Source organism: Pseudomonas sp. LBUM1661 (assembly GCF_059695925.1).
In genome coordinates, this window is sequence record NZ_CP166794.1 from 5,246,194 (window position 1) to 5,268,244 (window position 22,051).

Here is a 22,051-nt window from a genome sequence, read left to right on the forward strand (position 1 = left end):
AGATAAGTCGGCTGTCGATAAATTCAGTTGAAACCGCTGGTGGAAATAAAGTCGACGTCGGTTTTCGGTTCGGCGCGCATCAATAACTCGATCACCTGATTCAGCGTGCGCCCTTCGAACAGGATCGCGTGCAGCCCGGCGACCAGCGGCATATACACGCCCACCTCCTGGGCCTTGGCCTTGAGCACCTTGAGGGTGTTGACCCCTTCAGCGACTTCACCCAGGCGAGTGACCGCATCTTCCAGGCTCAAGCCCTGGCCGAGGGCGAACCCGACCTGGTAATTGCGGCTTTTCGGCGATGAGCAGGTGACGATCAGATCGCCGACGCCCGCGAGGCCGAGGAAGGTCATCGGGTTGGCGCCCTGATTCACCGCAAAGCGCGTCATTTCCGCCAATGCCCGGGTGATCAGCATGCTCTTGGTGTTTTCGCCCATGCCCAGGGCCACCGCCATGCCGGCGATGATCGCGTAGACGTTTTTCAACGCCCCGCCCAACTCGACGCCGTAGCGGTCGGCACTGGCGTAGACGCGAAAGGTGCGACCGTGCAGCGCTTCCTGCACCCGCACGCAGAGCTCTTCGTCTTCACTGGCGACGACGGTGGCGGTCAGCGCGTGTTCGGCGATTTCACGGGCCAGGTTCGGCCCGGACAACACGCCGATGCGCGCTTGTGGGGCGATTTCTTCGAGGATCTCGCTCATCAGTTTGAACGTATGCGCTTCGATGCCTTTGGTCAGGCTCACCAGCAATTTACCGCTCAAACGATCGGCGTGCGGCACCAGTACCGAACGCAGCGCGCTGGACGGCAGTGCGACAAAGCACAGGTCGCAGGCGTCCAGGGTCGCCTGCAGGTCAGTGACCGGTTCCACGGCCGGCAAAATCTTGATGCCTTTGAGGTAACGCGGGTTCTCGCGATTGACCCGAATGGACTCGGCCTGTTCGGGGTCACGCATCCACTGTCGGACCTGATGCCCGTTCTCGGCCAGCAGATTAGCCACGGCGGTACCAAAACTTCCGCCTCCCAGGACCGCAATTGGGCGCTGTTCAGTCATATGCAATCCGTTAATCCATACCAGTGGCGATGTCGGCATTATACGGAGCGGCCCAGTGGCGGCCAGCCCCAGCATCAATTACCGGCACTTGTATGAAGAAGACCAATAAATCCGAGGAAAATGCCGGCATCGTGACTGGAAAAGTCCATCAGCTCGGTTAACATGCGCGCCAGTTAAACGCTATCAAGGATGTGTTGTGTCTTTTGGGTCTCCCTCACCTCGCTCGCCGCTGGTATTGGCGCTGGTCTTCAGCTCGCCGTTACTGGCCGACGACTTGTTCCTCGACAGTGAGCCCGTGCCGCAAGTGCTGACCGCGACACGCTTGAAGCAGTCGCCAGCCGCCGTGCCGGGGAGCATGACGGTGATCGACAGCGCTCTGATCAATGCCAGTGGCGCCAGGGACATCAGTGAGTTGTTGCGCCTGGTGCCGGGAATGATGGTCGGCAACATAAATGGCAATCAGGCCGCCGTGAACTACCACGGCACCAACGCCAGCGAGGCGCGACGCCTGCAAGTATTGATCGACGGCCGCTCGGTGTACCGCGCCGGCCTGGCCACGGTGGACTGGAGTGATATTCCGGTGGCCATGGAAGACATCGAGCGCATCGAAGTGTTCCGCGGCCCGAACACCGTCAGCTATGGCGCCAACGCGCTGATGGCGGTGGTCAACATCATCACGCGCAACCCGGCGGACAGCCACGGCACGCGGATGAAAATCACCCGTGGGCAGCGCGGCATCGACGACTTTTATGCCAGCCAGGGCATGGGTTGGGACGGCGGCGATCTGCGCCTGTCGCTGTCGGGTCAACAGGACGATGGCTTCGACTCGGATCGCAAGGGTGACAATTATCACGACAGTCGTCGCTTGAACCGCTTCAACCTGGCCGTCAGCCAGACGCTCGACGAACAACAGAGCATCGATTGGCAATTGAATGCCAAGGACGGCACCAACCAGCGGCCATACACCTATCGACCGGTGTTCTCGGGGATTACCGACGCGGGGAAAAATTCCGACGTGGTCGCCAAGGATTATGCCGGCTCCTTGCGCTGGAACCTCGACATCAATCCCGATCACAGCCTTTATATCCAGGGTTCGGCCCAACATTGGGATCGCCAGCAAACCTGGCGCGCCTGCGACGCCGAGGTCTCGTTCAGCCCGGAGCTGACCGAACTCTGGCAGCTCAACCCGAATTACACCGAACGCCTGGCCCGCAACATCGAACGCTTCACCGGCACTGGCGCCCCGGCCGGTACGCCGGCCGAACAAGCCCTGGCCAATCAGGTGCTGAGCCAATGGACAAACGGCGCCCGGCGAACCCTCTGTGGCGACATCGACCAGAGCAGTCGGGAAACGCGCTACGACCTCGAAGTGCAAGACACCCTCAGCCTGTCCGACAGTCTGCGATTGGTCAGCGGTATGAACTATCGTTACGACCGGGCAGATTCCGAGACCTACTTCAATGGCACCCTCGACGACACCACCTGGCGGACGTTCGGCCAACTCGAGTGGCGCGCCACCGAGCATTGGCTGCTGCAGGGCGGTGCGATGTTCGAAGACTCGCAATTGATCGGCAGTTCGCTGACCCCGCGGGTGGCGGTCAATTACCTGATCAATCCGCGCCACGGTTTGCGCGCGGTGTACTCGGAAGCCATCCGGTCGCCGGACATGTTCGAGAACAACGTCAACTGGAGCTACCAGGTGACCAACCTGCGGCCCAGTGCCTATGGCCAGTCCAGTGCCCGCTACTTCGTCAAGACCCGCGGCCCCGGCAATCTCGAACAGGAACATATGCGTTCTCGGGAACTGGGCTACAACGGCTACTTCGCCCAGTGGGGACTGTCGGTGGATGTGAAGCTGTTCTACGACGAAATCACCGGCATGATCAGCGAACCGCTGCGCAACAATCAGTACATCGCCAGCAACTCGAACAAAGCGCGCTTCTCCGGGGCGGAAACCCAGTTGGACTGGAGAATCGGCAGCGCCGATCGCCTGCGCCTGACCTACGCCTACGTCGACGCCGAGGCGAGCAATCCGCTGGACGCGCAACAGACCGCCCGCAACAGCGGCTCCGCGGGTTGGCTGCGTGATTGGGGCCACGGCTGGAACAGCGCCCTCTTCTACTATGGCGACGACGCCCTCAATGGCTACCGCTTCGAACGGGTCGACACACGCATCGCCAAACGCATCGGCCTGGGCAAGGCCAACCTGGAACTGGCCGGGGTACTCCAGCAACGCCTCGACCATCAGCCCACCACGTTTGTCGACAACAACTACGACGAGCGGCGGGTGCTTTACTTCAGCGCGGAGATGGCGTTCTAAGATGCCTCAGCGCCCGTCACGCAAGACGCCAATCCTTGGCCGCCTGCTGGCCGGGTTGTGCCTGGTGTTTGCCGGTTGGTTGTCCAGCCTGCCGGCACGGGCCGCGGACATTCTGCTGACCGGCGCTGAAGACAGCCCGGCCGTGCAATCTTTTGCCCAGGCCCTGCGCGAAATGCGCCTCGACGACAGTGTGCGCTTCCAGCCACTGGCCAATTTACCCGCACCGAACAAACTGCCTGACAGCACCCGCTTGATTCTCCTCGACTTGCCAAGCCTCGACTGGCGTCTGCAAGACGCCCAAGGCCCGGCGACGCTGGTGCTGCGCATCAGTCGCCTGCAAGCCCGCCAACGCCTGGGAACGGCTCGCCCCTCAAGGTTGACCCTGCTCTGGAGCGACCAGCCCCTGGACCGGCAATTGCGCCTGACCCAAATCCTCCTGCCCCAGGCCAAACGCGTGGGTGTGCTCTACGACGATCACAGCGAATTCCTCTTGAAAGAGTTGGCTCAGACCGCCCTGTCCCTGGGCCTTGAGGTCATCCCCGAGCGCTGGGACAACACCAATGACAGCCGGCCGTTGCAGACACTGCTGAAAAACAGCGACGTGCTGCTGGGCCTTGACGATCCCGACCTGTACAACCCGAAAACCGCGAAGAATCTGCTGCTCAGCAGCTACGCGCGACAAATGGCGCTGATCGGCCCCAACCCCGGATTCGTCAAGGCCGGCAGCCTGGCCAGCACCTACAGCGATCAGAGTGATTGGCTGGAAATTCTCAACGACCTGCTCGACCGGCCTCCAGCGACATGGCCGCGCGCGCACTACCCGCAACATTTCAAAGTCTTGAGTAACCCGCAAGTGGCACGTTCTTTAGGGATTGAACAGATGCCTGATGCGTTTGTCGCAACACAGTTGGCCGCAGGAGAACGCCGCCCATGACCTTCCGTCGTCGTTGGGACATCAACACCCGCACGCAAATCATCAGCCTTGGCCCGGCCCTGTTGCTGACGCTGCTGTTGATCAGCTTCTTCACCTTCGTGCGGATCCAGGACTTGCGCCAGGAGCTCAACCACACCGGCCAACTGATCGCCAACCAACTGGCGCCGGCCACCGAGTACGGGGTGATCTCGGGCAACAACGAGGTGCTCGAAAGTTTGCTCAAGGCCACCCTGGCCACGCCCAATGTACGGTTCCTGGAAGTGCAGGACAGCGCCAACCGGATTCTGGTGTACGTCGAGCAACCGTCGGAAACCCACACCCGCTCGCACCAGGTCGAAGTGTTCCAGGCGCCCGTGCGGTTGCAGCGGATCCCGCTGCACAATGATTTTTTCCAGGGCAGTAAAGTCGCCAGCGCGGCCCCCGCCGAGGACTATCTGGGGCGGGTGATCGTCGGGCTGTCGAATGACGCGTTCAGCCAGCGTCAGCAGGAAATCCTGTTGAAGGCCGGGATCCTTGCATTGTTCGCACTGCTGTTCACTTTTCTGGTCGCCCGGCGCCTGGCGCGGAGTCTGTCACAACCGATCCGCGACATCGGCAACGCGGTCAAGGCCATCCAGGACGGCGACTACAAAACGCCGCTGCCGATTGTCGACGACGCCGAACTCGGCGCACTGTCGCAACACATCAACAACCTCGCCAGCGGCCTCGAACAAGCCAGCCGCGAACAGCATCAGGCGATGGCGCAGCTAATCCAGATGCGCGAAGAAGCGGAAAAGGCCAACAACGCCAAATCCGATTTCCTCGCGATGATGAGCCACGAATTGCGCACGCCGATGAATGGCGTGCTGGGCATGCTGCAACTACTGGAAACCACTGAAATGACCGAGGAGCAGGTCGAATACGCGGCGCTCGCCTCGGAGTCCACCGAGCACCTGCTCAAAGTGATCAACGACATTCTCGATTTCTCGCGCATCGAGCGCTCGGAACTGGAGCTGGAGCACATTCCGTTCAACCTTGCCGACCTGATCAGCAGTTGCGCCCAGTCGTTCCAGCACAGCGCCATACAACGCAAACTTGACCTGGCACTGGTGATTCCCGAGGACATGCACGCGCTGCAAGTCCAGGGCGATCCGACGCGGATCCGGCAGATCCTGGTGAACCTGATCGGCAATGCGCTGAAGTTCACCGAGCAGGGCCGCGTCAGCATCGAACCGCAGTGGCAGTCGCTGGACCACGAACTGTTGTGGTTCACCTGCACCGTGCGCGACAGCGGGATCGGGATCTCGCCGGAGCGCCTGGAATCGATGTTCAACGCGTTCCAGCAGGCCGACAGTTCTATTTCAAGACGTTACGGCGGCACCGGGCTGGGCCTGCCGATTGCCCGCACGCTGGCTGAACGCATGGGCGGCACCTTGCGCGCCCAGAGCGAAGAGGGTCACGGCTCGGTGTTCACCCTGGAAATTCCGCTGGCGTTGTATAAACAGACACTGCCGGTGCTGGCGCCGCGTGCACAGGCTGGCAACGGTAACGACGAAGGTGCAGGCCGCAACGTGCTGTTGGTGGAAGACAATCCGGTCAACCAGACGGTCATCGAGGCAATGTTGCGCAGTCTGGGCTTTACTGTCAGCGTCGCCACCGATGGCGCGCAAGCGGTGCGCAGTGCCGAGAGTCTGATTTTCGAAGCGATCCTGATGGATTGCCGACTGCCGATCATCGACGGCTACGAGGCCACCCGACAGATCCGCCAATTGCCCGGCTGCACGGACTTGCCGATCATCGCTTTGACCGCCAATGCCTTGCAGGGCGACCGCGAAGCCTGTTTATCGGCGGGCATGAACGATTACCTGGCCAAGCCCTTCAAACGGACTGATCTGCAGCAAATTCTGCAGCGCTGGGTGCAGTAGTACAGGCCTTTCGGCTATCTGTGACTGGCGTGAAAGGCGAAAGTGCGGCAGTCTTAGGCACCCGAACAGGCCCGAAAAGGGGCTTGAATAATAATTTCAGTGCACAAGTGTACATTCATGTCCTTGGTGCTGTGACTTTCACCACAACGCAATAGTCTATGAGTAGGCTGCTGACTCGAGGCATGAACGCTTCGATCGGCCGGGAAGATTTGCCCCACCTGCCGCATGGGACTATTGAGGAGCTCGCATGACCAAACAAAACGCCTTTACTCGGGAAGACCTGCTGCGCTGCAGTCGCGGTGAGCTGTTCGGCCCAGGTAACGCGCAACTGCCCGCCCCCAACATGCTGATGGTTGATCGCATCACCCACATCAGTGAAGAGGGTGGCAAGTACGGCAAAGGTGAATTGGTCGCCGAGCTGGATATCACTCCGGACCTGTGGTTCTTCGCCTGCCACTTCGAAGGTGATCCGGTGATGCCGGGCTGCCTGGGCCTCGATGCCATGTGGCAACTGGTCGGCTTCTTCCTCGGCTGGCAAGGTCTGCCGGGCCGCGGTCGCGCCCTGGGTTCGGGCGAAGTGAAGTTCTTTGGTCAGGTCCTGCCGACCGCCAAGAAAGTTACGTATAACATTCAGATCAAGCGCGTCCTGAAAGGCAAGCTGAACCTCGCTATCGCCGATGGTTCGGTCAGTGTCGACGGCCGCGAAATCTACACCGCCGAAGGCCTTCGGGTCGGCGTGTTCACCTCCACTGAAAACTTCTAAGGGTTATCCGCATGCGCCGCGTCGTTATCACTGGTCTGGGCATCGTATCGTGCCTGGGCAATGACAAAGAGACCGTCTCCGCTAACCTGCGTGCAAGCCGCCCTGGCATCCGGTTCAACCCGGAATATGCTGAAATGGGTCTGCGTAGCCAGGTTTCCGGCTCCATTGACCTGCCACTCGAGGAGCTGATCGATCGCAAGATCTATCGCTTCGTCGGCCACGCGGCGGCTTACGCCTACCTGGCCATGAAAGACGCCATCGCTGACTCCGGTCTGACCGATGAGCAAGTCTCCAACCCGCGTACCGGCCTGATCGCCGGTTCCGGTGGCGCCTCCACGCTGAACCAGATGGAAGCGCTGGACATCCTGCGCGAGAAAGGCGTGAAACGCGTCGGCCCCTACCGCGTCACGCGGACCATGAGCAGCACCGTTTCCGCTTGCCTGGCCACCCCGTTCAAGATCAAGGGCCTGAACTACTCCATCGCGTCTGCCTGCGCCACCAGTGCTCACTGCATCGGTACCGCCATGGAACAGATCCAGATGGGCAAGCAGGACATCGTGTTCGCCGGCGGCGGTGAAGAAGAGCATTGGAGCCAATCGTTCCTGTTCGACGCCATGGGCGCGCTGTCCAGCCAGTACAACGAAACCCCGGAAAAAGCTTCCCGTGCCTACGACGCCAAGCGTGACGGTTTCGTCATTGCCGGCGGTGGCGGCATGGTCGTGGTCGAAGAGCTGGAACACGCTCTGGCTCGCGGCGCGAAGATCTACGCGGAAATCGTTGGCTACGGCGCGACCTCCGACGGCTACGACATGGTCGCGCCAAGCGGCGAAGGCGCCATCCGCTGCATGCAGATGGCCATGTCCACCGTTGATGCCCCGATCGACTACCTGAACACCCATGGCACCTCGACTCCGGTCGGCGACGTCATGGAAATGAAAGGTGTGCGTGAAGTGTTCGGCGACAAGGCGCCGGCCATCAGCTCCACCAAGAGCCTGTCGGGTCACTCCCTGGGCGCCGCCGGCGTTCACGAAGCGATCTACTGCATGCTGATGATGGAAGGCAACTTCATGGCGGGTTCCGCCAACATCGACGAACTGGACCCGGAAGTGGCTGACATGCCAATCCTGACCAAGACTCGCGAAGACGCCACCATCAACACCGTGATGAGCAACAGCTTCGGTTTCGGTGGCACCAACGCCACGCTGGTACTGAAGCGCTGGGCCGGTAAGTAATACCCGCCCCGCTACGCAGCACACAAAAACGCCCCGATTGGTTCGGGGCGTTTTTTTGTGCCTTTGTTTTGGCTTTTGTAGGAGCCAGGCTTGCCGGCGACGGCGCACGCAAGGACGCCTTCGCCGGCAAGCCTGGCTCCTACAGGTGGTACTTCCGCCGCGCTGTTCTACCTCGCGAACATGAAGCTTTCGTCATGAAACTCGGGGGCCTGCGACCAAATGCCGCGTATTTGGCGGGCTGCAGGACTTTTTCTGATTTTGCAAAAGTCCGTTGCCAAACTCAGTCGTTTACATAGCAAGCTAACCAAACATATAACAGAGGCCTGCACACGCCTTGCTGCAGATAACAGAGATTGGAGCTAGCAGATGACTGTAAAAGTAACTGAACGCGACGATTCACATAAGTCCCACGAAGGCGTAGCCGCCGGTATCCGGATCTGGGACGTGCACCAACAGGGCATGTTGGTGGGGATGTTTCACTCCGAGACCGACGCCCACAGCTACAAGGCCGAACTGGAAAAACTGGAACAGCAACGAGAGCTTCAATCCGCCTGAGCAATGACAGCATTGAAAACGACAAACCCCGCCATGAGCGGGGTTTGTCGTTGTAGCGAGCGCTAAACGCTTACCACATCAGATCGTCAGGGATCTGATAGGCCGCGTACGGATCGTCTTCAGTCGCGACTTCTTCAGTCTTCACATTCAGCTGCACGATGCGCTGCGGATCACGCTCCTGGATCTTCAGGGCGGCCTCACGGGGGATGACTTCGTAGCCGCCGGCGTGGTGCACGATCGCCAGCGAACCGCTGCTGAGCTTGTTGCGCATCAGCGTGTTGACCGAGATGCGCTTGACCTTCTTGTCGTCGACGAAGTTGTAGTAGTCCTCGGTGGTCAGCTTCGGCAGGCGCGAGACTTCGATCAATTGCTTGACCTGTGCCGCACGCGCCTTCGCCTCGGCCTTCTCTTGTTGCTGACGGTTCAGCTCCTGGTCGCGCTTGACCTTCTCGGCCATGGCTTCCTGAGCCGCCCGCTGCTGCGAGTCATCAATTTCGATCTGGCCTTTGTGAGCCAGGCGTTGCTGCTTCTGTTTCTCTTTGCCGACCTGTTTGGCCTGCTTTTGGTTGACCAGCCCTGCTTTGAGCAACTGGTCGCGAAGGGAAATGCTCATGGTGCTTATTTCTCACTTAGGCAACTGCTCAACCGCAGCTGGGCAAATTCTTTTCCTGACGTTTGGCTTCGCCCCACAGGGCGTCCAACTCTTCGAGGGTGCAATCTTCTATGGGACGGTGGGTGTCGCGCAATGCCTGTTCGATAAAACGGAAGCGTCTTTCGAACTTGCTGTTGGCGCCACGCAATGCAGTTTCCGGGTCGACCTTCAGATGCCGCGCCAGATTGACCACCGAAAACAGCAGGTCACCGACTTCATCGGCAATCGCTGCCGCGTCATTATCGGCCATGGCTTCGAGCACTTCATCGAGTTCTTCGCGAACCTTGTCCAGCACCGGCAACGCGTCCGGCCAGTCGAAACCGACCTGCCCTGCACGCTTCTGCAACTTCGCCGAACGGGACAATGCCGGCAACGCGGCGGGTACGTCGTCGAGCAAGGACAGCTGTTCGGGCGCCGACGATTTCTCGGCGCGCTCTTCGGCCTTGATCTCCTCCCAGCGCTGCTTGACCTGCTCTTCACTCAGTCGCGGAATGTCCAGCGGCGCGTACAGATCGCCGGTGGGGAAAACGTGAGGATGACGGCGAATCAACTTGCGGGTGATGCTGTCGACGACGCCATCGAATTCAAAGCGCCCTTCTTCCCGCGCCAGCTGGCTGTAATAAACCACTTGGAACAGCAAATCGCCCAACTCGCCCTGCAAGTGATCGAAGTCGCCACGCTCGATGGCGTCGGCGACTTCGTAGGCTTCCTCAAGGGTGTGCGGGACGATGGTGGCGTAGGTTTGCTTGATGTCCCACGGGCAACCGAATTGCGGGTCGCGCAGGCGGTTCATCAGGTGCAGCAAGTCTTCAAGGCTGTACATCAAATATCTCGTTCAGCATCGTGGCCCCTGTAGGAGCGAGGCTTGCCCGCGAAGGCGGCGTGTCAGGCATCTCGCCTTCGCGGGCAAGCCTCGCGCCTACAGGGGTCGGGATCATGGTGTGCGGTTACGCCGGGTTTCGATGATGTTCGGCAACTGGGAAATCCGTCCCAGCAACCGGCCCAGTGCATCCAGCCCCGGAATCTCGATGGTCAGGGACATCAACGCAGTGTTGTCCTCTTTGTTCGAGCGGGTATTGACCGCCAGCACGTTGATCCGCTCGTTGAGCAGCACTTGGGACACGTCACGCAGCAGACCGGAACGGTCGTAGGCGCGGATGATGATGTCCACCGGATAGGTGAGCACCGGCACCGGCCCCCAGCTGACCTGGATGATCCGCTCCGGCTCGCGCCCGCCCAGTTGCAGCACCGAGGCGCAGTCCTGGCGGTGAATGCTCACGCCACGGCCCTGGGTGATGTAACCGACGATTGCATCCCCCGGCAACGGCTGGCAGCAGCCGGCCATCTGGGTCATCAGGTTGCCGACGCCCTGGATCTGGATGTCGCCGCGCTTGCCCGGCTTGTAGCCCGTGGCCTTGCGCGGGATCAGTTCCAGCTGCTCGTTGCCGCGTTCCGGCTCGACCAGTTGCTGCGCCAGGTTCACCAGCTGCGCCAGGCGCAAATCGCCGGCACCCAACGCGGCGAACATGTCCTCGGCGGTTTTCATGTTGGCCTTTTCCGCCAGCTTGTCGAAATCGACGGCGGGCAGACCGAGGCGAGTCAGTTCGCGTTCGAGCAGGGTTTTACCGGCCGCGACGTTTTGATCGCGGGCCTGCAATTTAAACCAGTGAACGATCTTCGCCCGCGCTCGCGACGTGGTGACGTAACCCAGGTTCGAGTTCAGCCAGTCGCGGCTCGGCGTGCCGTGCTTGCTGGTGATGATCTCGACCTGCTCGCCGGTTTGCAGGCTGTAGTTGAGCGGGACAATGCGCCCGTTGATCTTCGCGCCACGGCAGTTGTGACCGATTTCGGTGTGCACGCGGTAGGCAAAGTCCAGCGGTGTCGCGCCCTTCGGCAAGTCGATGGCGTGACCGTCCGGAGTAAAGATGTACACCCGATCCGGTTCGATATCGACCCGCAATTGTTCTGCCAGGCCGCCAATGTCGCCCAGCTCCTCGTGCCACTCGAGCACCTGACGCAGCCAGGAGATTTTCTCTTCGTAGTGGTTGGAACCGGATTTGACGTCGGTGCCCTTGTACTTCCAGTGCGCGCAAACGCCCAGCTCGGCTTCTTCGTGCATGGCGTGGGTGCGAATCTGCACTTCCAGCACCTTGCCCTCGGGGCCGATCACTGCGGTGTGCAGCGAGCGGTAGCCGTTCTCTTTCGGGTTGGCGATGTAGTCGTCGAACTCTTTCGGGATGTGCCGCCACAGGGTGTGGACGATACCGAGCGCGGTGTAGCAGTCGCGCATTTCCGGCACCAGCACGCGAACGGCGCGCACGTCGTAGATCTGGCTGAACTCCAGACCCTTGCGCTGCATTTTGCGCCAGATCGAATAGATGTGTTTGGCCCGGCCGCTGATGTCGGCATCGACGCCAGTAGCGGTCAGCTCATTTTTCAACTGGCTCATCACATCGGCGATGAAGCGCTCGCGATCCAGACGCCGCTCATGGAGCAACTTGGCGATCTGCTTGTACTGATCGGGCTCCAGGTAACGGAAGGACAAATCCTCCAGTTCCCACTTGATGTGACCGATCCCGAGACGGTGAGCCAGCGGCGCGTAGATGTCGAAGACTTCACGGGCGACGCGGTTGCGTTTCTCGTCGTCGGCGGTTTTCACCGCACGGATCGCGCAGGTGCGTTCGGCCAGTTTGATCAGCGCGACGCGTACGTCGTCGACCATGGCCACAAGCATCTTGCGCAGGTTTTCCACCTGGCCCTGAGTGCCCAGCACCAGGGATTGACGGGGGCTCAGGCTGGCGCTGATCGCCGCCATGCGCAACACGCCGTCGATGAGCTTGGCGACCACTGGACCGAAGCGCTGGCTGACCGCCGGCAATTCGATCTGGCCTTCGCGCACGCCGCGGTACAAGACCGCCGCAACCAACGAATCCTGATCGAGTTTGAGGTCGGCGAGAATCTCGGCGATCTCAAGGCCCGTGCGGAAACTCGAGGTCCCTTCGGACCATAGATTCTTCGCCGCATTGGCCTGTTGTTCAGACACACGAGCGAACTCGCATGCTTCCTTCAAGGCTTCGCGATCCAGTGCCAGATCGACACTGACCGCGTGATCGAGCCAAGCCTCGAGATTGATACTGCCGTCGGTGTTGATCGGCTGGTGTGCTCTCACCTGTACCATCTTGCTTACCTTCCCTACGACGCAGATTCAATGCGTCAAAATCGCTGACCTTCGTTGCCCATGAGCCCACGTCGGGCTGGTACGCGGCTGCACGGGCGGGCCAGTCGGACCAGACGAGCCTTCCTAGCTCGCTTCAAATAACGCCATGGCTTCGACATGCGCCGTTTGAGGAAACATATCGAGAATCCCGGCACGTTTTAACCGGTAGCCCTGCTTGATCAATTCAACCGTATCGCGCGCCAGCGTTGCCGGGTTGCACGACACATACACCAACCGTTTGGCGCCCAGGGACGCCAGCTTGCGCACGACCTCGTAAGCGCCGTCACGCGGTGGGTCCAAGAGTACCGCACAAAAGCCTTCGCCGGCCCATTCGGCATCCGTCAAAGGCTGGGATAAATCAGCCTGAAAAAACTTCGCATTATGAAGATTGTTGCTAGCGGCGTTTTCCGCTGCCCGCTCGACCATCGCCTGCACGCCTTCCACCGCCACCACTTCGCGAACGGCTTTGGCCAGCGGCAGCGCGAAGTTGCCCAACCCACAGAATAGATCGAGAACGCGCTCCTCGGCTTTCGGCTTCAGCCATTCCAGCGCCTGGGCAACCATGGCTTCGTTGACCCCGGCGTTGACCTGAATGAAATCTCCCGGCCGGTACGCCAGGTTCAAATCCCACTGTTCAAGACGATAGCCCAACGACTGATCGGCTTCGACCGGTTGCGGCTCGCCGTCGCCCTGCAGCCACAACTGGGCTTCATGGAACGCGCAGAAATCCTTGAGGATCGTCAGGTCGGCGTCAGACAACGGCGCCATGTGCCGCAGCAACACGGCCAGCGATGAACCGCTGAACAATTCCACATGCCCCAACGCCTGAGGTTTGCTCAAGCGCCGGAGCATTTCCGGCAGGCGGGTCATGATTGGTTGCAAGGGCTGTACCAGCACCGGGCATTCGTTGATGGCCACGATGTCCTGACTGCCCGCCGCACGAAAACCGACTTCGAGTTTTTTCGCTTTCATGTCCCAGCGCACCGCTACCCGGGCGCGACGGCGGTAACCGAATTCCGGACCGCTCAACGGCGCTGCCCACTCTTCGGGTTCGACACCGGCGACGCGCGATAATTGCTCGGCGAGCATGCGCTGTTTCAGGGCAAGTTGTTCGGTGTGCGGCAGATGTTGCACGCTGCAGCCGCCACAGCGACCGGCATGCGGGCACGGTGCCGGGCGGCGCAGTTCGCTGGCTTGAAACACCCGCTCGGTACGCGCCTCGACCACCTTGCCGTGGGCACCGAGCACGCGGGCCTCGATGTCTTCACCGGCCAGGGCGCCGATGACGAACCAGGTACGGCCTTCGAAAAACGCGATACCGCGACCGTCATTCGCCAGGCGCTCGATGGTCAGGCGCTGCTTTTTGCCGGTCGGGACTTGCGGGGCCTTGCTGCCGCCCGTGGGCTGGAAGCGCAGGCCTCTCTCTTGTTTGGCCATCAGTTGGGCGCGTCGAAAATGCCGGTCGACAAGTAACGGTCGCCACGGTCGCAGATGATCGCGACGATCACCGCGTTTTCAACTTCCCGGGACAGACGCAGCATCGCTGCCACTGCACCACCCGAGGACACACCACAGAAAATGCCTTCTTCGCGGGCCAGGCGACGGGTCACGTCCTCGGCTTCGCTTTGGGCCATGTCGACGATCCGGTCCACGCGATCGGCCTGATAGATCTTCGGCAAGTATTCTTGCGGCCAGCGACGGATGCCCGGAATCGCCGAGCCTTCCATCGGTTGCAGACCGATGATCTGCACGTTCTCGTTCTGCTCTTTCAAGTAGCGCGAGACGCCCATGATGGTACCGGTGGTGCCCATGGAGCTGACGAAATGGGTAATGGTGCCTTCGGTCTGGCGCCAGATTTCCGGGCCGGTGGTGGTGTAGTGCGCCTCCGGGTTGTCCCCGTTGGCGAACTGGTCCAGCACCTTGCCACGGCCTTCGGCTTCCATTCGCTGGGCGAGGTCGCGGGCGCCTTCCATGCCCTCTTCCTGGGTGACCAGAATCAACTCGGCGCCATAGGCCGTCATCGCGGCCTTGCGCTCGGCGCTGGAGTTGTCCGGCATGATCAGGATCATCTTGTAACCCTTGATCGCGGCGGCCATGGCCAACGCAATCCCGGTGTTACCCGAGGTCGCTTCGATCAGCGTATCGCCGACGTGGATCTGCCCGCGCAGCTCGGCGCGAGTGATCATCGACAGCGCCGGCCGGTCCTTGACCGAACCCGCCGGGTTATTCCCTTCGAGCTTGAGCAAAAGGGTATTGCTGGTGGCGCCGGGCAGGCGCTGCAAACGAACCAGCGGAGTGTTGCCGACGCAATCGGCGATGGTTGGGTACTGCAAGGTCATGGCGTATTCGCAATCCAGACTGCGGGGGCGCCTATCATACCGGCAAACCTTCGCAGGCCATATCACGCAAAGTGTGGTGCTTATGGCTTATGGGAATAAGCGGCTAATTCAGTACTCTCTTCTCTCAACAGATTGGTTTCGACTTTGCCACCGGGCAGGTCTGGAAACTCGACCAAACAGGCATCGCGGAATCTCTCAAAAGCAGGTTGAATTTGTGTCAGCACTGCTGACACTTTTACCGAGTGAGTAGCACGAGGCAATTGTCTCACCAGTGGTGCGACTTTCTCCTCGCCCCAGAGAAATCAGAGCGGCGGTGGCAATTAGGGCCCCTTCGCGGGCAAGCCCGCTCCCACATTTTATCTTTGTCGGTCACACGTTCTGTGTTCGCAGCAGATCCACTGTGGGAGCGGGCTTGCCCGCGAAGGCGTCATCACTGACGCCATCAACCTCAGCCAACAACCGCATATTCAACCGCAGCCCCTCCCCGGTGTTTTCAGCCCAAAGCCCTCCACCCTGACGCTGCACCGCATTCCGGGCAATGCTCAACCCCAAGCCAAACCCACCATCCCCCGGTCGCGAACCGTCGAGACGAATGAACGGACAAAAAATCCGCTCCAGATCGGCATCAGCCACCCCGCCGCCCTGATCCTCCAGCCACAGGTGCCAGTGGTCGCCATCGCGCCGTCCACCGAGATGCACAACACCACCGCTCGGCGAATGACGAATGGCATTGCGCAGGATATTTTCCAGGGCCTGGGCCAGGGTGTTGAGGTTGCCGCGCACCCAACAGGAGGAGTCCACGCCGCATTGCAACTGCGTCACTGGCCAGCCACTTTCATAGCAGGCGTTTTCCGTGAGCATTTCCCACAGGGCCTGAATCTGGATCGCCTCGTCGGGCAACGGCGCGCGCTCGGTGTCGAGCCAGGCCAGTTGCAACGTGTCCTCCACCAGTCGCTGCATGCCATCGACTTCCCGGCCAATGCGTTCGCGCAACTGCAGCAGATCTTGCTCGCTTTCGCTGGCCACCCGCAGTCGACTCAGGGGTGTGCGCAGTTCGTGGGACAGGTCGCGCAGCAATTGTTGTTGCAGCGCCACCGTGCTTTGCAGGCGTTCGGACATGTGATCGAAGGCTCGGCCCAGCTCACCCAACTCATCGGAACGGTTGGTGGTGCGGCTAGACAGGCGTACGCCCAACTGGTCGGCGCGCCAGGCATTGGCCTGCTCGCGCAGGTTATTGAGTGGGACAACCAGCAGCCGATACAGCCCGACGCACAGCAGCAACGTGAACATCCCGGGAATCACCCCGTTGGTGATCACGCGCCAGAACACTCGGTAGCGCCCGGGCATGAATCGCTGGGGCAGCTCGATCACCAGGCTGCCGACGGATGCGTCGCCGGGAAACGGTATCCGCAGCCACGGCAGGCGTTTGCGGTGGATGGGCCAGTCCAGGCCGCGCAGAAAGGTCAGGTGCTCGATTTCCGGGTCTGTCAGCGACTGGCTGCTCAGCGACTGTAAATCACCGCCAATGACGCCCACCCAGCCCGTTTCACGCTGACGCATGCTTTGCAGCCAGGCATCGACACCCTCATGCTGTTGCTGCTGCCACGCCTGCTCGGCCTCGGCGGCGTAGCGCGTCAGGGTGCTTCGGGCGTCATCCGACAGGAACTGGTTCCGCTCCTCCATGTAGCGCCCCCAGGACCAGCTTAGCCAGATCATCAGCAGGCAGAACGCAACCAACAGGCAGGCCAGCTTCCAGAACAGCGAATGCCGGCCCGGCAGATCAGACCACTTCATCGACAGCACTCAAGACGTAACCCTTGCCCCAGACCGTGCGCACTTCGCGCTCGGTGTAGCCGATGGCCTTGAGCTTGCGGCGGATCTGACTGATGTGCATGTCCAGGCTGCGGTCATGGGCAGCGTAACCCCGCTGCAACACATGCTGATAAAGGAAGGCCTTGCTCAGCACTTCATCGCCGTTGCGGTTCAGCGTTTCCAGCAGTCGATACTCACTACGGGTCAGGCCGGCAGCGTGCTCGGCATAAAAGACATCGCCGTGTTCATCATCGAAACGCAGGCTGTCCGCCGACGGGGCGATCGCTGCCGGTGCAGGTGCGGGTCGGCGGTCGAGCGCCACGCGCCGCAGGATCGCTTCGATACGCACCCCCAACTCAACCATGCTGAAGGGTTTGGGCAGGTAATCATCGGCGCCCAGGCGAAAACCACTGATGCGGTCCGCCTCGGCACCGAGCGCCGACATCAGCACCACCGGGGTCGAATGGCTCTGGCGCAATTGAGTCAACACGCTCAACCCGTCCAGGCCCGGCAGCAGAATATCCATCAGCACCACATCGAACGCTTGCTCGCGGGCAATGGCCAGGCCTTCCTGACCGTTCTGGCACCAGGTCACCTGAAAGCCGCTGCGGCCCAGATGCTCGTGTACATAAGCCCCCAGTACGAGGTCGTCTTCGATGGACAGGATGCGGGGATGGCCAACAGCGATGGGAGTCATGACTATCTGCAAATAATTCTCAGTTGGCGATTATTCAAGATTGCTTCGCCTGGAGCAACCCAAGCTTTGTCGACGCTGCAAAAGCGTCGGCCTGAGCGACGAATGACGACATCAATTTTACGAAGATTGCCCGCCTGCAAATCGCTACACTGCGCAGGAGGTGCGTGCCGGACGTACGTGCAGGTTATTCAATGGCTGGATGCAGGAGAGATGCGTGCTCAAGAAACTGGGAATTAAAGGCCGCGTGCTGTTGCTGACCCTGTTGCCGACCACCCTGATGGCGCTGGTCCTGGGCGGCTATTTCACCTGGATGCAGCAGTCCGACCTGCAAGCCCAGCTCATGCAGCGTGGCGAGATGATCGCCGAACAACTCGCGCCGCTGGTGGCCCCGGCCATGGGTCACAAGAACACCCCACTGCTGGAACGCATCGCCACCCAATACCTCGAAGAACCGGACGTGCGCGCCGTGACCTTCCTCGGCCCCGACCGCACCTTGCTGGCCCATGCCGGCCCGACCATGCTCAATCAGGCCCCGACCGGCGACAGCTCGCAAATGCTGCGCCGCAGCGGCAACGACGCCACTCGCTACCTGCTGCCGGTGTTCGGCAAACACCGCAACCTGGCCGGCGACCTGATCCCCGATGAAGCCGACCGCCTGCTGGGCTGGGTCGAACTCGAACTGTCCCACAACGGCATGCTGCTGCGCGGTTACCGCAGCCTGTTCGCCAGCCTGTTGCTGATCGGCGCGGGCCTGGCCGGTGCTGCACTGCTGGCGTTGCGCATGGGCCGGACCATCAATCGGCCGATCAATCAGATCAAGCTGGCGGTGGCGCAACTCAAGGACGGTCATCTGGAAACCCGCCTGCCGCCCCTCGGCAGTCAGGAACTGGATGAACTGGCGTCCGGCATCAACCGCATGGCCAGCACCTTGCAGAACGCTCAGGAAGAACTGCAGCACAGCGTCGACCAAGCCACCGAAGATGTGCGCCAGAACCTGGAAACCATCGAGATCCAGAACATCGAGCTGGACCTGGCCCGCAAGGAAGCCCTGGAGGCGAGCCGAATCAAATCCGAGTTCCTGGCCAACATGAGCCATGAAATCCGCACCCCGCTCAACGGCATTCTCGGTTTTACCCATCTGCTGCAAAAAAGCGAACTGACCCCGCGTCAGCTCGATTACCTGGGCACCATCGAAAAATCCGCCGACAGCCTGCTGGGCATCATCAACGAGATTCTCGACTTCTCGAAAATCGAGGCCGGCAAACTGGTGCTCGATCATATTCCGTTCAACCTGCGCGACTTGCTGCAGGACACCCTGACCATCCTCGCGCCGGCCGCCCACGCCAAGCAGCTGGAGCTGGTGAGCCTGGTGTATCGCGACACGCCGCTGTCACTGGTGGGCGATCCGCTGCGGCTCAAGCAGATCCTCACCAACCTGGTCAGCAACGCCATCAAGTTCACTCGCGAGGGCACCATCGTCGCCCGGGCCATGCTTGAAGAAGAACATGAAGACAGCGTGCAACTGCGCATCAGCATTCAGGACACGGGCATCGGGCTGTCGAGCCAGGACGTGCGCGCCCTGTTCCAGGCTTTCAGCCAGGCCGACAATTCGCTGTCGCGCCAACCCGGCGGCACGGGCCTCGGGCTGGTGATTTCCAAACGTTTGATCGAACAGATGGGTGGCGAGATCGGCGTCGACAGCACGCCGGGCGAAGGCTCGGAATTCTGGATCAGCCTGAGCCTTCCCAAAACCCGTGACGACGCCGAAGACTTGCCGGGGCCGCCGCTGCTCGGGCGCCGGGTGGCGGTGCTGGAAAACCACGAACTGGCGCGTCAGGCATTGCAGCATCAACTGGAAGATTGCGGCCTCGACGTCACGCCGTTCAATACCCTGGAAAGCCTGACCAATGGCGTGACCGGCGCCCATCAAACCGATCAGGCGATCGACCTCGCCGTGCTCGGCATCACCAGCAACGACATGCCGCCGGAGCGCCTCAACCAACACATCTGGGACCTCGAACACTTGGGCTGCAAGGTGCTGGTGTTGTGCCCGACCACCGAACAGACGCTGTTCCACCTCTCGGTGCCCAACCCGCACAGCCAGCTCCAGGCCAAACCCGCATGTACGCGCAAATTGCGGCGGGCGTTGTCCGATCTGGTCAACCCGCGCCAGCAGCGCAGCGACCCCGGCGAGCCGGTGTCCAGCCGTGCGCCGAAGGTCCTGTGCGTCGACGACAACCCGGCCAACCTGCTGCTGGTACAAACCCTGCTTGAAGACATGGGCGCCAAGGTGCTTGCGGTGGAAAGTGGTTATGCCGCGGTCAAAGCGGTGCAGAACGAGACGTTCGATCTGGTGTTGATGGACGTGCAGATGCCCGGCATGGACGGGCGCCAAAGCACCGAAACGATCCGCCAGTGGGAAAGCGAGCGGCATTGCACGCCACTGCCGATCGTCGCTCTCACTGCCCACGCCATGGCCAACGAAAAACGCGCCTTGCTGCAAAGCGGCATGGACGACTACCTGACCAAACCGATCAGCGAGCGGCAACTGGCGCAGGTGGTGTTGAAGTGGACCGGCCTGGCGCTGCGCAATCATGGGCCGGAGCGTTCCAGCGACGGTCACGGCAGCGGGCATGAGTTGCAGGTGCTCGATCATGAAGAAGGTTTGCGCCTGGCCGCTGGCAAGGCCGATCTGGCGGCGGACATGCTGGCGATGCTGCTGGCCTCGCTTGAAGCCGACCGCGAGGCGATTCGCTCGGCGCGCGAAAGCAATGACCAGAATGCCCTGATCGAACGCGTCCATCGCCTGCACGGTGCAACCCGCTATTGCGGCGTCCCGCAACTGCGCGCCGCCTGCCAGCGCAGTGAAACCCTGCTCAAGCAGCAGGACGCCAAAGCCTACGGCGCACTCGACGAGCTCGACCGGGCAATCAATCGCCTGGCCGCCCAGGCGCGTATCAACGCTTGATACCGAGCAATAATAACGGCCGCAATTGGGACTAATGTAGCAGCTGCCGAAGGCTGCGTTCGGCGGCGCAGCCGTCGTAAAATCAGGCACTGCGGTCTTCCAGCTACACCGTATAGGCAGGATTCACGACGGCTGCGCCGCCGAACGCAGGCTTCGCCAGCTGCTACAAAAGCGAGATAGCGTGAAAGCGAGAATTTTCCAGGAGGACGCCATGCGCACGATTCTTTTCAGCAGCCAGACCTACGACCGCGACAGTTTCCTGGGTGCCGAGCTACCGGCCGGCATCGAACTGCAGTTTCAATCGGCCCGACTGAGCCTCGACACGGTCGCGCTGGCGGAGCACCACGAGGTGGTGTGCGCCTTCATCAATGACGACCTCAGCGCCCCGGTGCTCGAACAATTGGCGGCGGGCGGCACGCGCCTGATCGCCCTGCGTTCGGCGGGTTACAACCATGTCGACCTGGCGGTCGCGAAACGTTTGGGGCTGGCCATGGTGCGGGTCCCGGCCTATTCGCCGCATGCGGTGGCCGAACACGCGGTGGCGCTGATCCTGGCGCTCAACCGGCGCTTGCACCGCGCCTACAACCGCACCCGCGAAGGGGATTTCAGCCTGCACGGGCTGACCGGCTTCGACCTGGTGGGCAAGACGGTCGGTGTGGTCGGCACCGGGCAGATCGGCGCGACCTTCGCGAAAATCATGAACGGTTTTGGCTGCCAGTTGCTGGCCTACGACCCCTACCCCAACCCACAGGTCGAAGCCCTCGGCGCGCGTTACCTGAGTTTGCCGGAGCTGTTGGCCGAGTCGCAGATCATCAGCCTGCACTGCCCGCTCAACGAGCAGAGCAAACACTTGATCAACCGCGAGTCATTGGCACACCTGCAACCCGGCGCGATGTTGATCAACACCGGGCGTGGCGGTCTGGTGGACACGCCTGCGCTGATCGACGCATTGAAGGACGGCCAACTGGGGTATTTGGGGCTGGATGTGTATGAAGAAGAGGCGCAGCTGTTTTTCGAAGACCGCTCCGACCTGCCACTGCAGGACGATGTGCTGGCGCGATTACTGACCTTTCCTAACGTGATCATCACCGCGCACCAGGCTTTCCTGACCCGCGAAGCCTTGAGTGCGATTGCCACGACGACCCTGCAAAACATCGCAGCCTGGGCCGCCGGTGCGCCGCTTAATCGGGTCGAGGGCTGACGTCCTCAGGCCTTGGACAACAGGATCATCAGTGCCAGCCAGCCGAACCCCATCAAGCGCTGGCCGAGGGAATGTCCGCGACGCAACAAGAACCAGACAAAAAACGGCGGCAGCAGAAAAATCATGAACTTCAGCCAGAGTTCTACCGGTCGCGACCCGGCAGGGGCCATTGCCGGCGCGGGGAGCTCGGCGGCGACTTCGGCTTTACGTCTGCGCCCGAACGCTGCGGGGGTGACCCTGGCGACTTTCTCATCCGCTGGCAAACGCCCGAAAGAAAGCGGCGCCTCCTGACGCATCGGCGTCGAAGCGGCCGTTTGCACCGTCCCCCCAGGTGCACCGCAATGAATGCAAACAGGCGCCACAGAACTGATGCTTTGCTTGCACTCATAACATTCGATCAACGCCATG

17 protein-coding genes are annotated in these 22,051 nt (G+C 61.2%); 8 read left to right on the forward strand and 9 right to left on the reverse strand.

What is annotated here, in order from left to right; all coding sequences use genetic code 11:
- Positions 1-23: 23 nt before the first annotated feature.
- Complete coding sequence (locus tag ACA057_RS24025; protein WP_497342914.1) at positions 24-1,049, reverse strand: NAD(P)H-dependent glycerol-3-phosphate dehydrogenase; 1,026 nt, start codon at positions 1,047-1,049, stop codon at positions 24-26.
- 196 nt (positions 1,050-1,245) lie between these two features.
- On the opposite strand from ACA057_RS24025, the gene ACA057_RS24030 reads away from it, so the two are divergent.
- The 6 genes from ACA057_RS24030 to ACA057_RS24055 all read left to right on the forward strand — a co-directional run bounded on the left by ACA057_RS24030 (position 1,246) and on the right by ACA057_RS24055 (position 8,757).
- A complete protein-coding gene (locus tag ACA057_RS24030) occupies positions 1,246-3,369 on the forward strand; it encodes a TonB-dependent receptor plug domain-containing protein (protein ID WP_497342916.1) in 2,124 nt (707 codons plus the stop codon).
- A gap of 1 nt (position 3,370) precedes the next feature.
- Positions 3,371-4,303 (forward strand): ABC transporter substrate-binding protein, encoded by a 933-nt coding sequence (locus ACA057_RS24035; RefSeq protein ID WP_497342918.1) that lies wholly within the window; start codon positions 3,371-3,373, stop codon positions 4,301-4,303.
- Complete coding sequence (locus ACA057_RS24040; protein ID WP_497342920.1) at positions 4,300-6,207, forward strand: ATP-binding protein; 1,908 nt, start codon at positions 4,300-4,302, stop codon at positions 6,205-6,207. Before ACA057_RS24035 ends, ACA057_RS24040 begins: the two co-directional genes overlap by 4 nt.
- Positions 6,208-6,454: 247 nt before the next feature.
- The gene (fabA, locus tag ACA057_RS24045) at positions 6,455-6,970 is read left to right on the forward strand and encodes a 3-hydroxyacyl-[acyl-carrier-protein] dehydratase FabA (RefSeq protein WP_042560484.1); all 516 of its coding nucleotides are present in this window, start codon (positions 6,455-6,457) and stop codon (positions 6,968-6,970) included.
- 11 nt (positions 6,971-6,981) lie between these two features.
- Positions 6,982-8,202, forward strand: a complete 1,221-nt coding sequence (gene fabB / locus ACA057_RS24050) for a beta-ketoacyl-ACP synthase I (protein ID WP_497342922.1) — start codon at positions 6,982-6,984, stop codon at positions 8,200-8,202.
- A 366-nt stretch (positions 8,203-8,568) separates the two neighbouring features.
- Positions 8,569-8,757 (forward strand): hypothetical protein, encoded by a 189-nt coding sequence (locus ACA057_RS24055; RefSeq protein WP_059406918.1) that lies wholly within the window; start codon positions 8,569-8,571, stop codon positions 8,755-8,757.
- Between the two features lie 70 nt (positions 8,758-8,827).
- Here the strand turns inward: ACA057_RS24055 and ACA057_RS24060 are convergent, their stop codons facing one another.
- The 7 genes from ACA057_RS24060 to ACA057_RS24090 all read right to left on the reverse strand — a co-directional run bounded on the left by ACA057_RS24060 (position 8,828) and on the right by ACA057_RS24090 (position 17,474).
- Positions 8,828-9,370 (reverse strand): DUF2058 domain-containing protein, encoded by a 543-nt coding sequence (locus ACA057_RS24060; protein WP_497342924.1) that lies wholly within the window; start codon positions 9,368-9,370, stop codon positions 8,828-8,830.
- Between the two features lie 28 nt (positions 9,371-9,398).
- Positions 9,399-10,232, reverse strand: a complete 834-nt coding sequence (gene mazG, locus ACA057_RS24065) for a nucleoside triphosphate pyrophosphohydrolase (RefSeq protein ID WP_497342926.1) — start codon at positions 10,230-10,232, stop codon at positions 9,399-9,401.
- Between the two features lie 111 nt (positions 10,233-10,343).
- Complete coding sequence (gene relA, locus ACA057_RS24070) at positions 10,344-12,587, reverse strand: GTP diphosphokinase (RefSeq protein WP_401363899.1); 2,244 nt, start codon at positions 12,585-12,587, stop codon at positions 10,344-10,346.
- A 123-nt stretch (positions 12,588-12,710) separates the two neighbouring features.
- Positions 12,711-14,063: a 23S rRNA (uracil(1939)-C(5))-methyltransferase RlmD gene (gene rlmD, locus ACA057_RS24075; protein ID WP_497342929.1), complete on the reverse strand. Its 1,353-nt coding sequence runs from the start codon at positions 14,061-14,063 to the stop codon at positions 12,711-12,713.
- Positions 14,063-14,965: a cysteine synthase CysM gene (gene cysM, locus ACA057_RS24080; protein WP_401363894.1), complete on the reverse strand. Its 903-nt coding sequence runs from the start codon at positions 14,963-14,965 to the stop codon at positions 14,063-14,065. Before cysM ends, rlmD begins: the two co-directional genes overlap by 1 nt.
- A 369-nt stretch (positions 14,966-15,334) precedes the next feature.
- Positions 15,335-16,759: a histidine kinase sensor domain-containing protein gene (locus ACA057_RS24085; protein WP_497342931.1), complete on the reverse strand. Its 1,425-nt coding sequence runs from the start codon at positions 16,757-16,759 to the stop codon at positions 15,335-15,337.
- Complete coding sequence (locus ACA057_RS24090) at positions 16,746-17,474, reverse strand: response regulator transcription factor (RefSeq protein WP_497342933.1); 729 nt, start codon at positions 17,472-17,474, stop codon at positions 16,746-16,748. Before ACA057_RS24090 ends, ACA057_RS24085 begins: the two co-directional genes overlap by 14 nt.
- Positions 17,475-17,688: 214 nt before the next feature.
- Between ACA057_RS24090 and ACA057_RS24095 the strand changes: the two genes are divergently transcribed.
- Positions 17,689-20,442, forward strand: coding sequence for a response regulator (locus tag ACA057_RS24095; RefSeq protein WP_497342935.1), 2,754 nt, complete (start codon positions 17,689-17,691; stop codon positions 20,440-20,442).
- A 211-nt stretch (positions 20,443-20,653) separates the two neighbouring features.
- Complete coding sequence (locus ACA057_RS24100) at positions 20,654-21,643, forward strand: 2-hydroxyacid dehydrogenase (protein WP_497342937.1); 990 nt, start codon at positions 20,654-20,656, stop codon at positions 21,641-21,643.
- A 5-nt stretch (positions 21,644-21,648) separates the two neighbouring features.
- On the opposite strand, the gene ACA057_RS24105 is transcribed toward ACA057_RS24100, so the two are convergent.
- Positions 21,649-22,050, reverse strand: coding sequence for a hypothetical protein (locus ACA057_RS24105; protein ID WP_497342939.1), 402 nt, complete (start codon positions 22,048-22,050; stop codon positions 21,649-21,651).
- Position 22,051 lies beyond the last annotated feature (1 nt).

What these genes read in the sequence shown, in the direction of transcription:
- ACA057_RS24025 (WP_497342914.1), bottom strand. Translation starts at nt 1,049, where the DNA reads ATGACTGAACAGCGCCCAATTGCGGTCCTGGGAGGCGGAAGTTTTGGT.
- ACA057_RS24035 (WP_497342918.1), top strand. Translation starts at nt 3,371, where the DNA reads ATGCCTCAGCGCCCGTCACGCAAGACGCCAATCCTTGGCCGCCTGCTG.
- ACA057_RS24040 (WP_497342920.1), top strand. Translation starts at nt 4,300, where the DNA reads ATGACCTTCCGTCGTCGTTGGGACATCAACACCCGCACGCAAATCATC.
- fabA (WP_042560484.1), top strand. Translation starts at nt 6,455, where the DNA reads ATGACCAAACAAAACGCCTTTACTCGGGAAGACCTGCTGCGCTGCAGT.
- fabB (WP_497342922.1), top strand. Translation starts at nt 6,982, where the DNA reads ATGCGCCGCGTCGTTATCACTGGTCTGGGCATCGTATCGTGCCTGGGC.
- ACA057_RS24055 (WP_059406918.1), top strand. Translation starts at nt 8,569, where the DNA reads ATGACTGTAAAAGTAACTGAACGCGACGATTCACATAAGTCCCACGAA.
- ACA057_RS24060 (WP_497342924.1), bottom strand. Translation starts at nt 9,370, where the DNA reads ATGAGCATTTCCCTTCGCGACCAGTTGCTCAAAGCAGGGCTGGTCAAC.
- mazG (WP_497342926.1), bottom strand. Translation starts at nt 10,232, where the DNA reads ATGTACAGCCTTGAAGACTTGCTGCACCTGATGAACCGCCTGCGCGAC.
- relA (WP_401363899.1), bottom strand. Translation starts at nt 12,587, where the DNA reads ATGGTACAGGTGAGAGCACACCAGCCGATCAACACCGACGGCAGTATC.
- rlmD (WP_497342929.1), bottom strand. Translation starts at nt 14,063, where the DNA reads ATGGCCAAACAAGAGAGAGGCCTGCGCTTCCAGCCCACGGGCGGCAGC.
- cysM (WP_401363894.1), bottom strand. Translation starts at nt 14,965, where the DNA reads ATGACCTTGCAGTACCCAACCATCGCCGATTGCGTCGGCAACACTCCG.
- ACA057_RS24085 (WP_497342931.1), bottom strand. Translation starts at nt 16,759, where the DNA reads ATGAAGTGGTCTGATCTGCCGGGCCGGCATTCGCTGTTCTGGAAGCTG.
- ACA057_RS24090 (WP_497342933.1), bottom strand. Translation starts at nt 17,474, where the DNA reads ATGACTCCCATCGCTGTTGGCCATCCCCGCATCCTGTCCATCGAAGAC.
- ACA057_RS24100 (WP_497342937.1), top strand. Translation starts at nt 20,654, where the DNA reads ATGCGCACGATTCTTTTCAGCAGCCAGACCTACGACCGCGACAGTTTC.
- ACA057_RS24105 (WP_497342939.1), bottom strand. Translation starts at nt 22,050, where the DNA reads ATGGCGTTGATCGAATGTTATGAGTGCAAGCAAAGCATCAGTTCTGTG.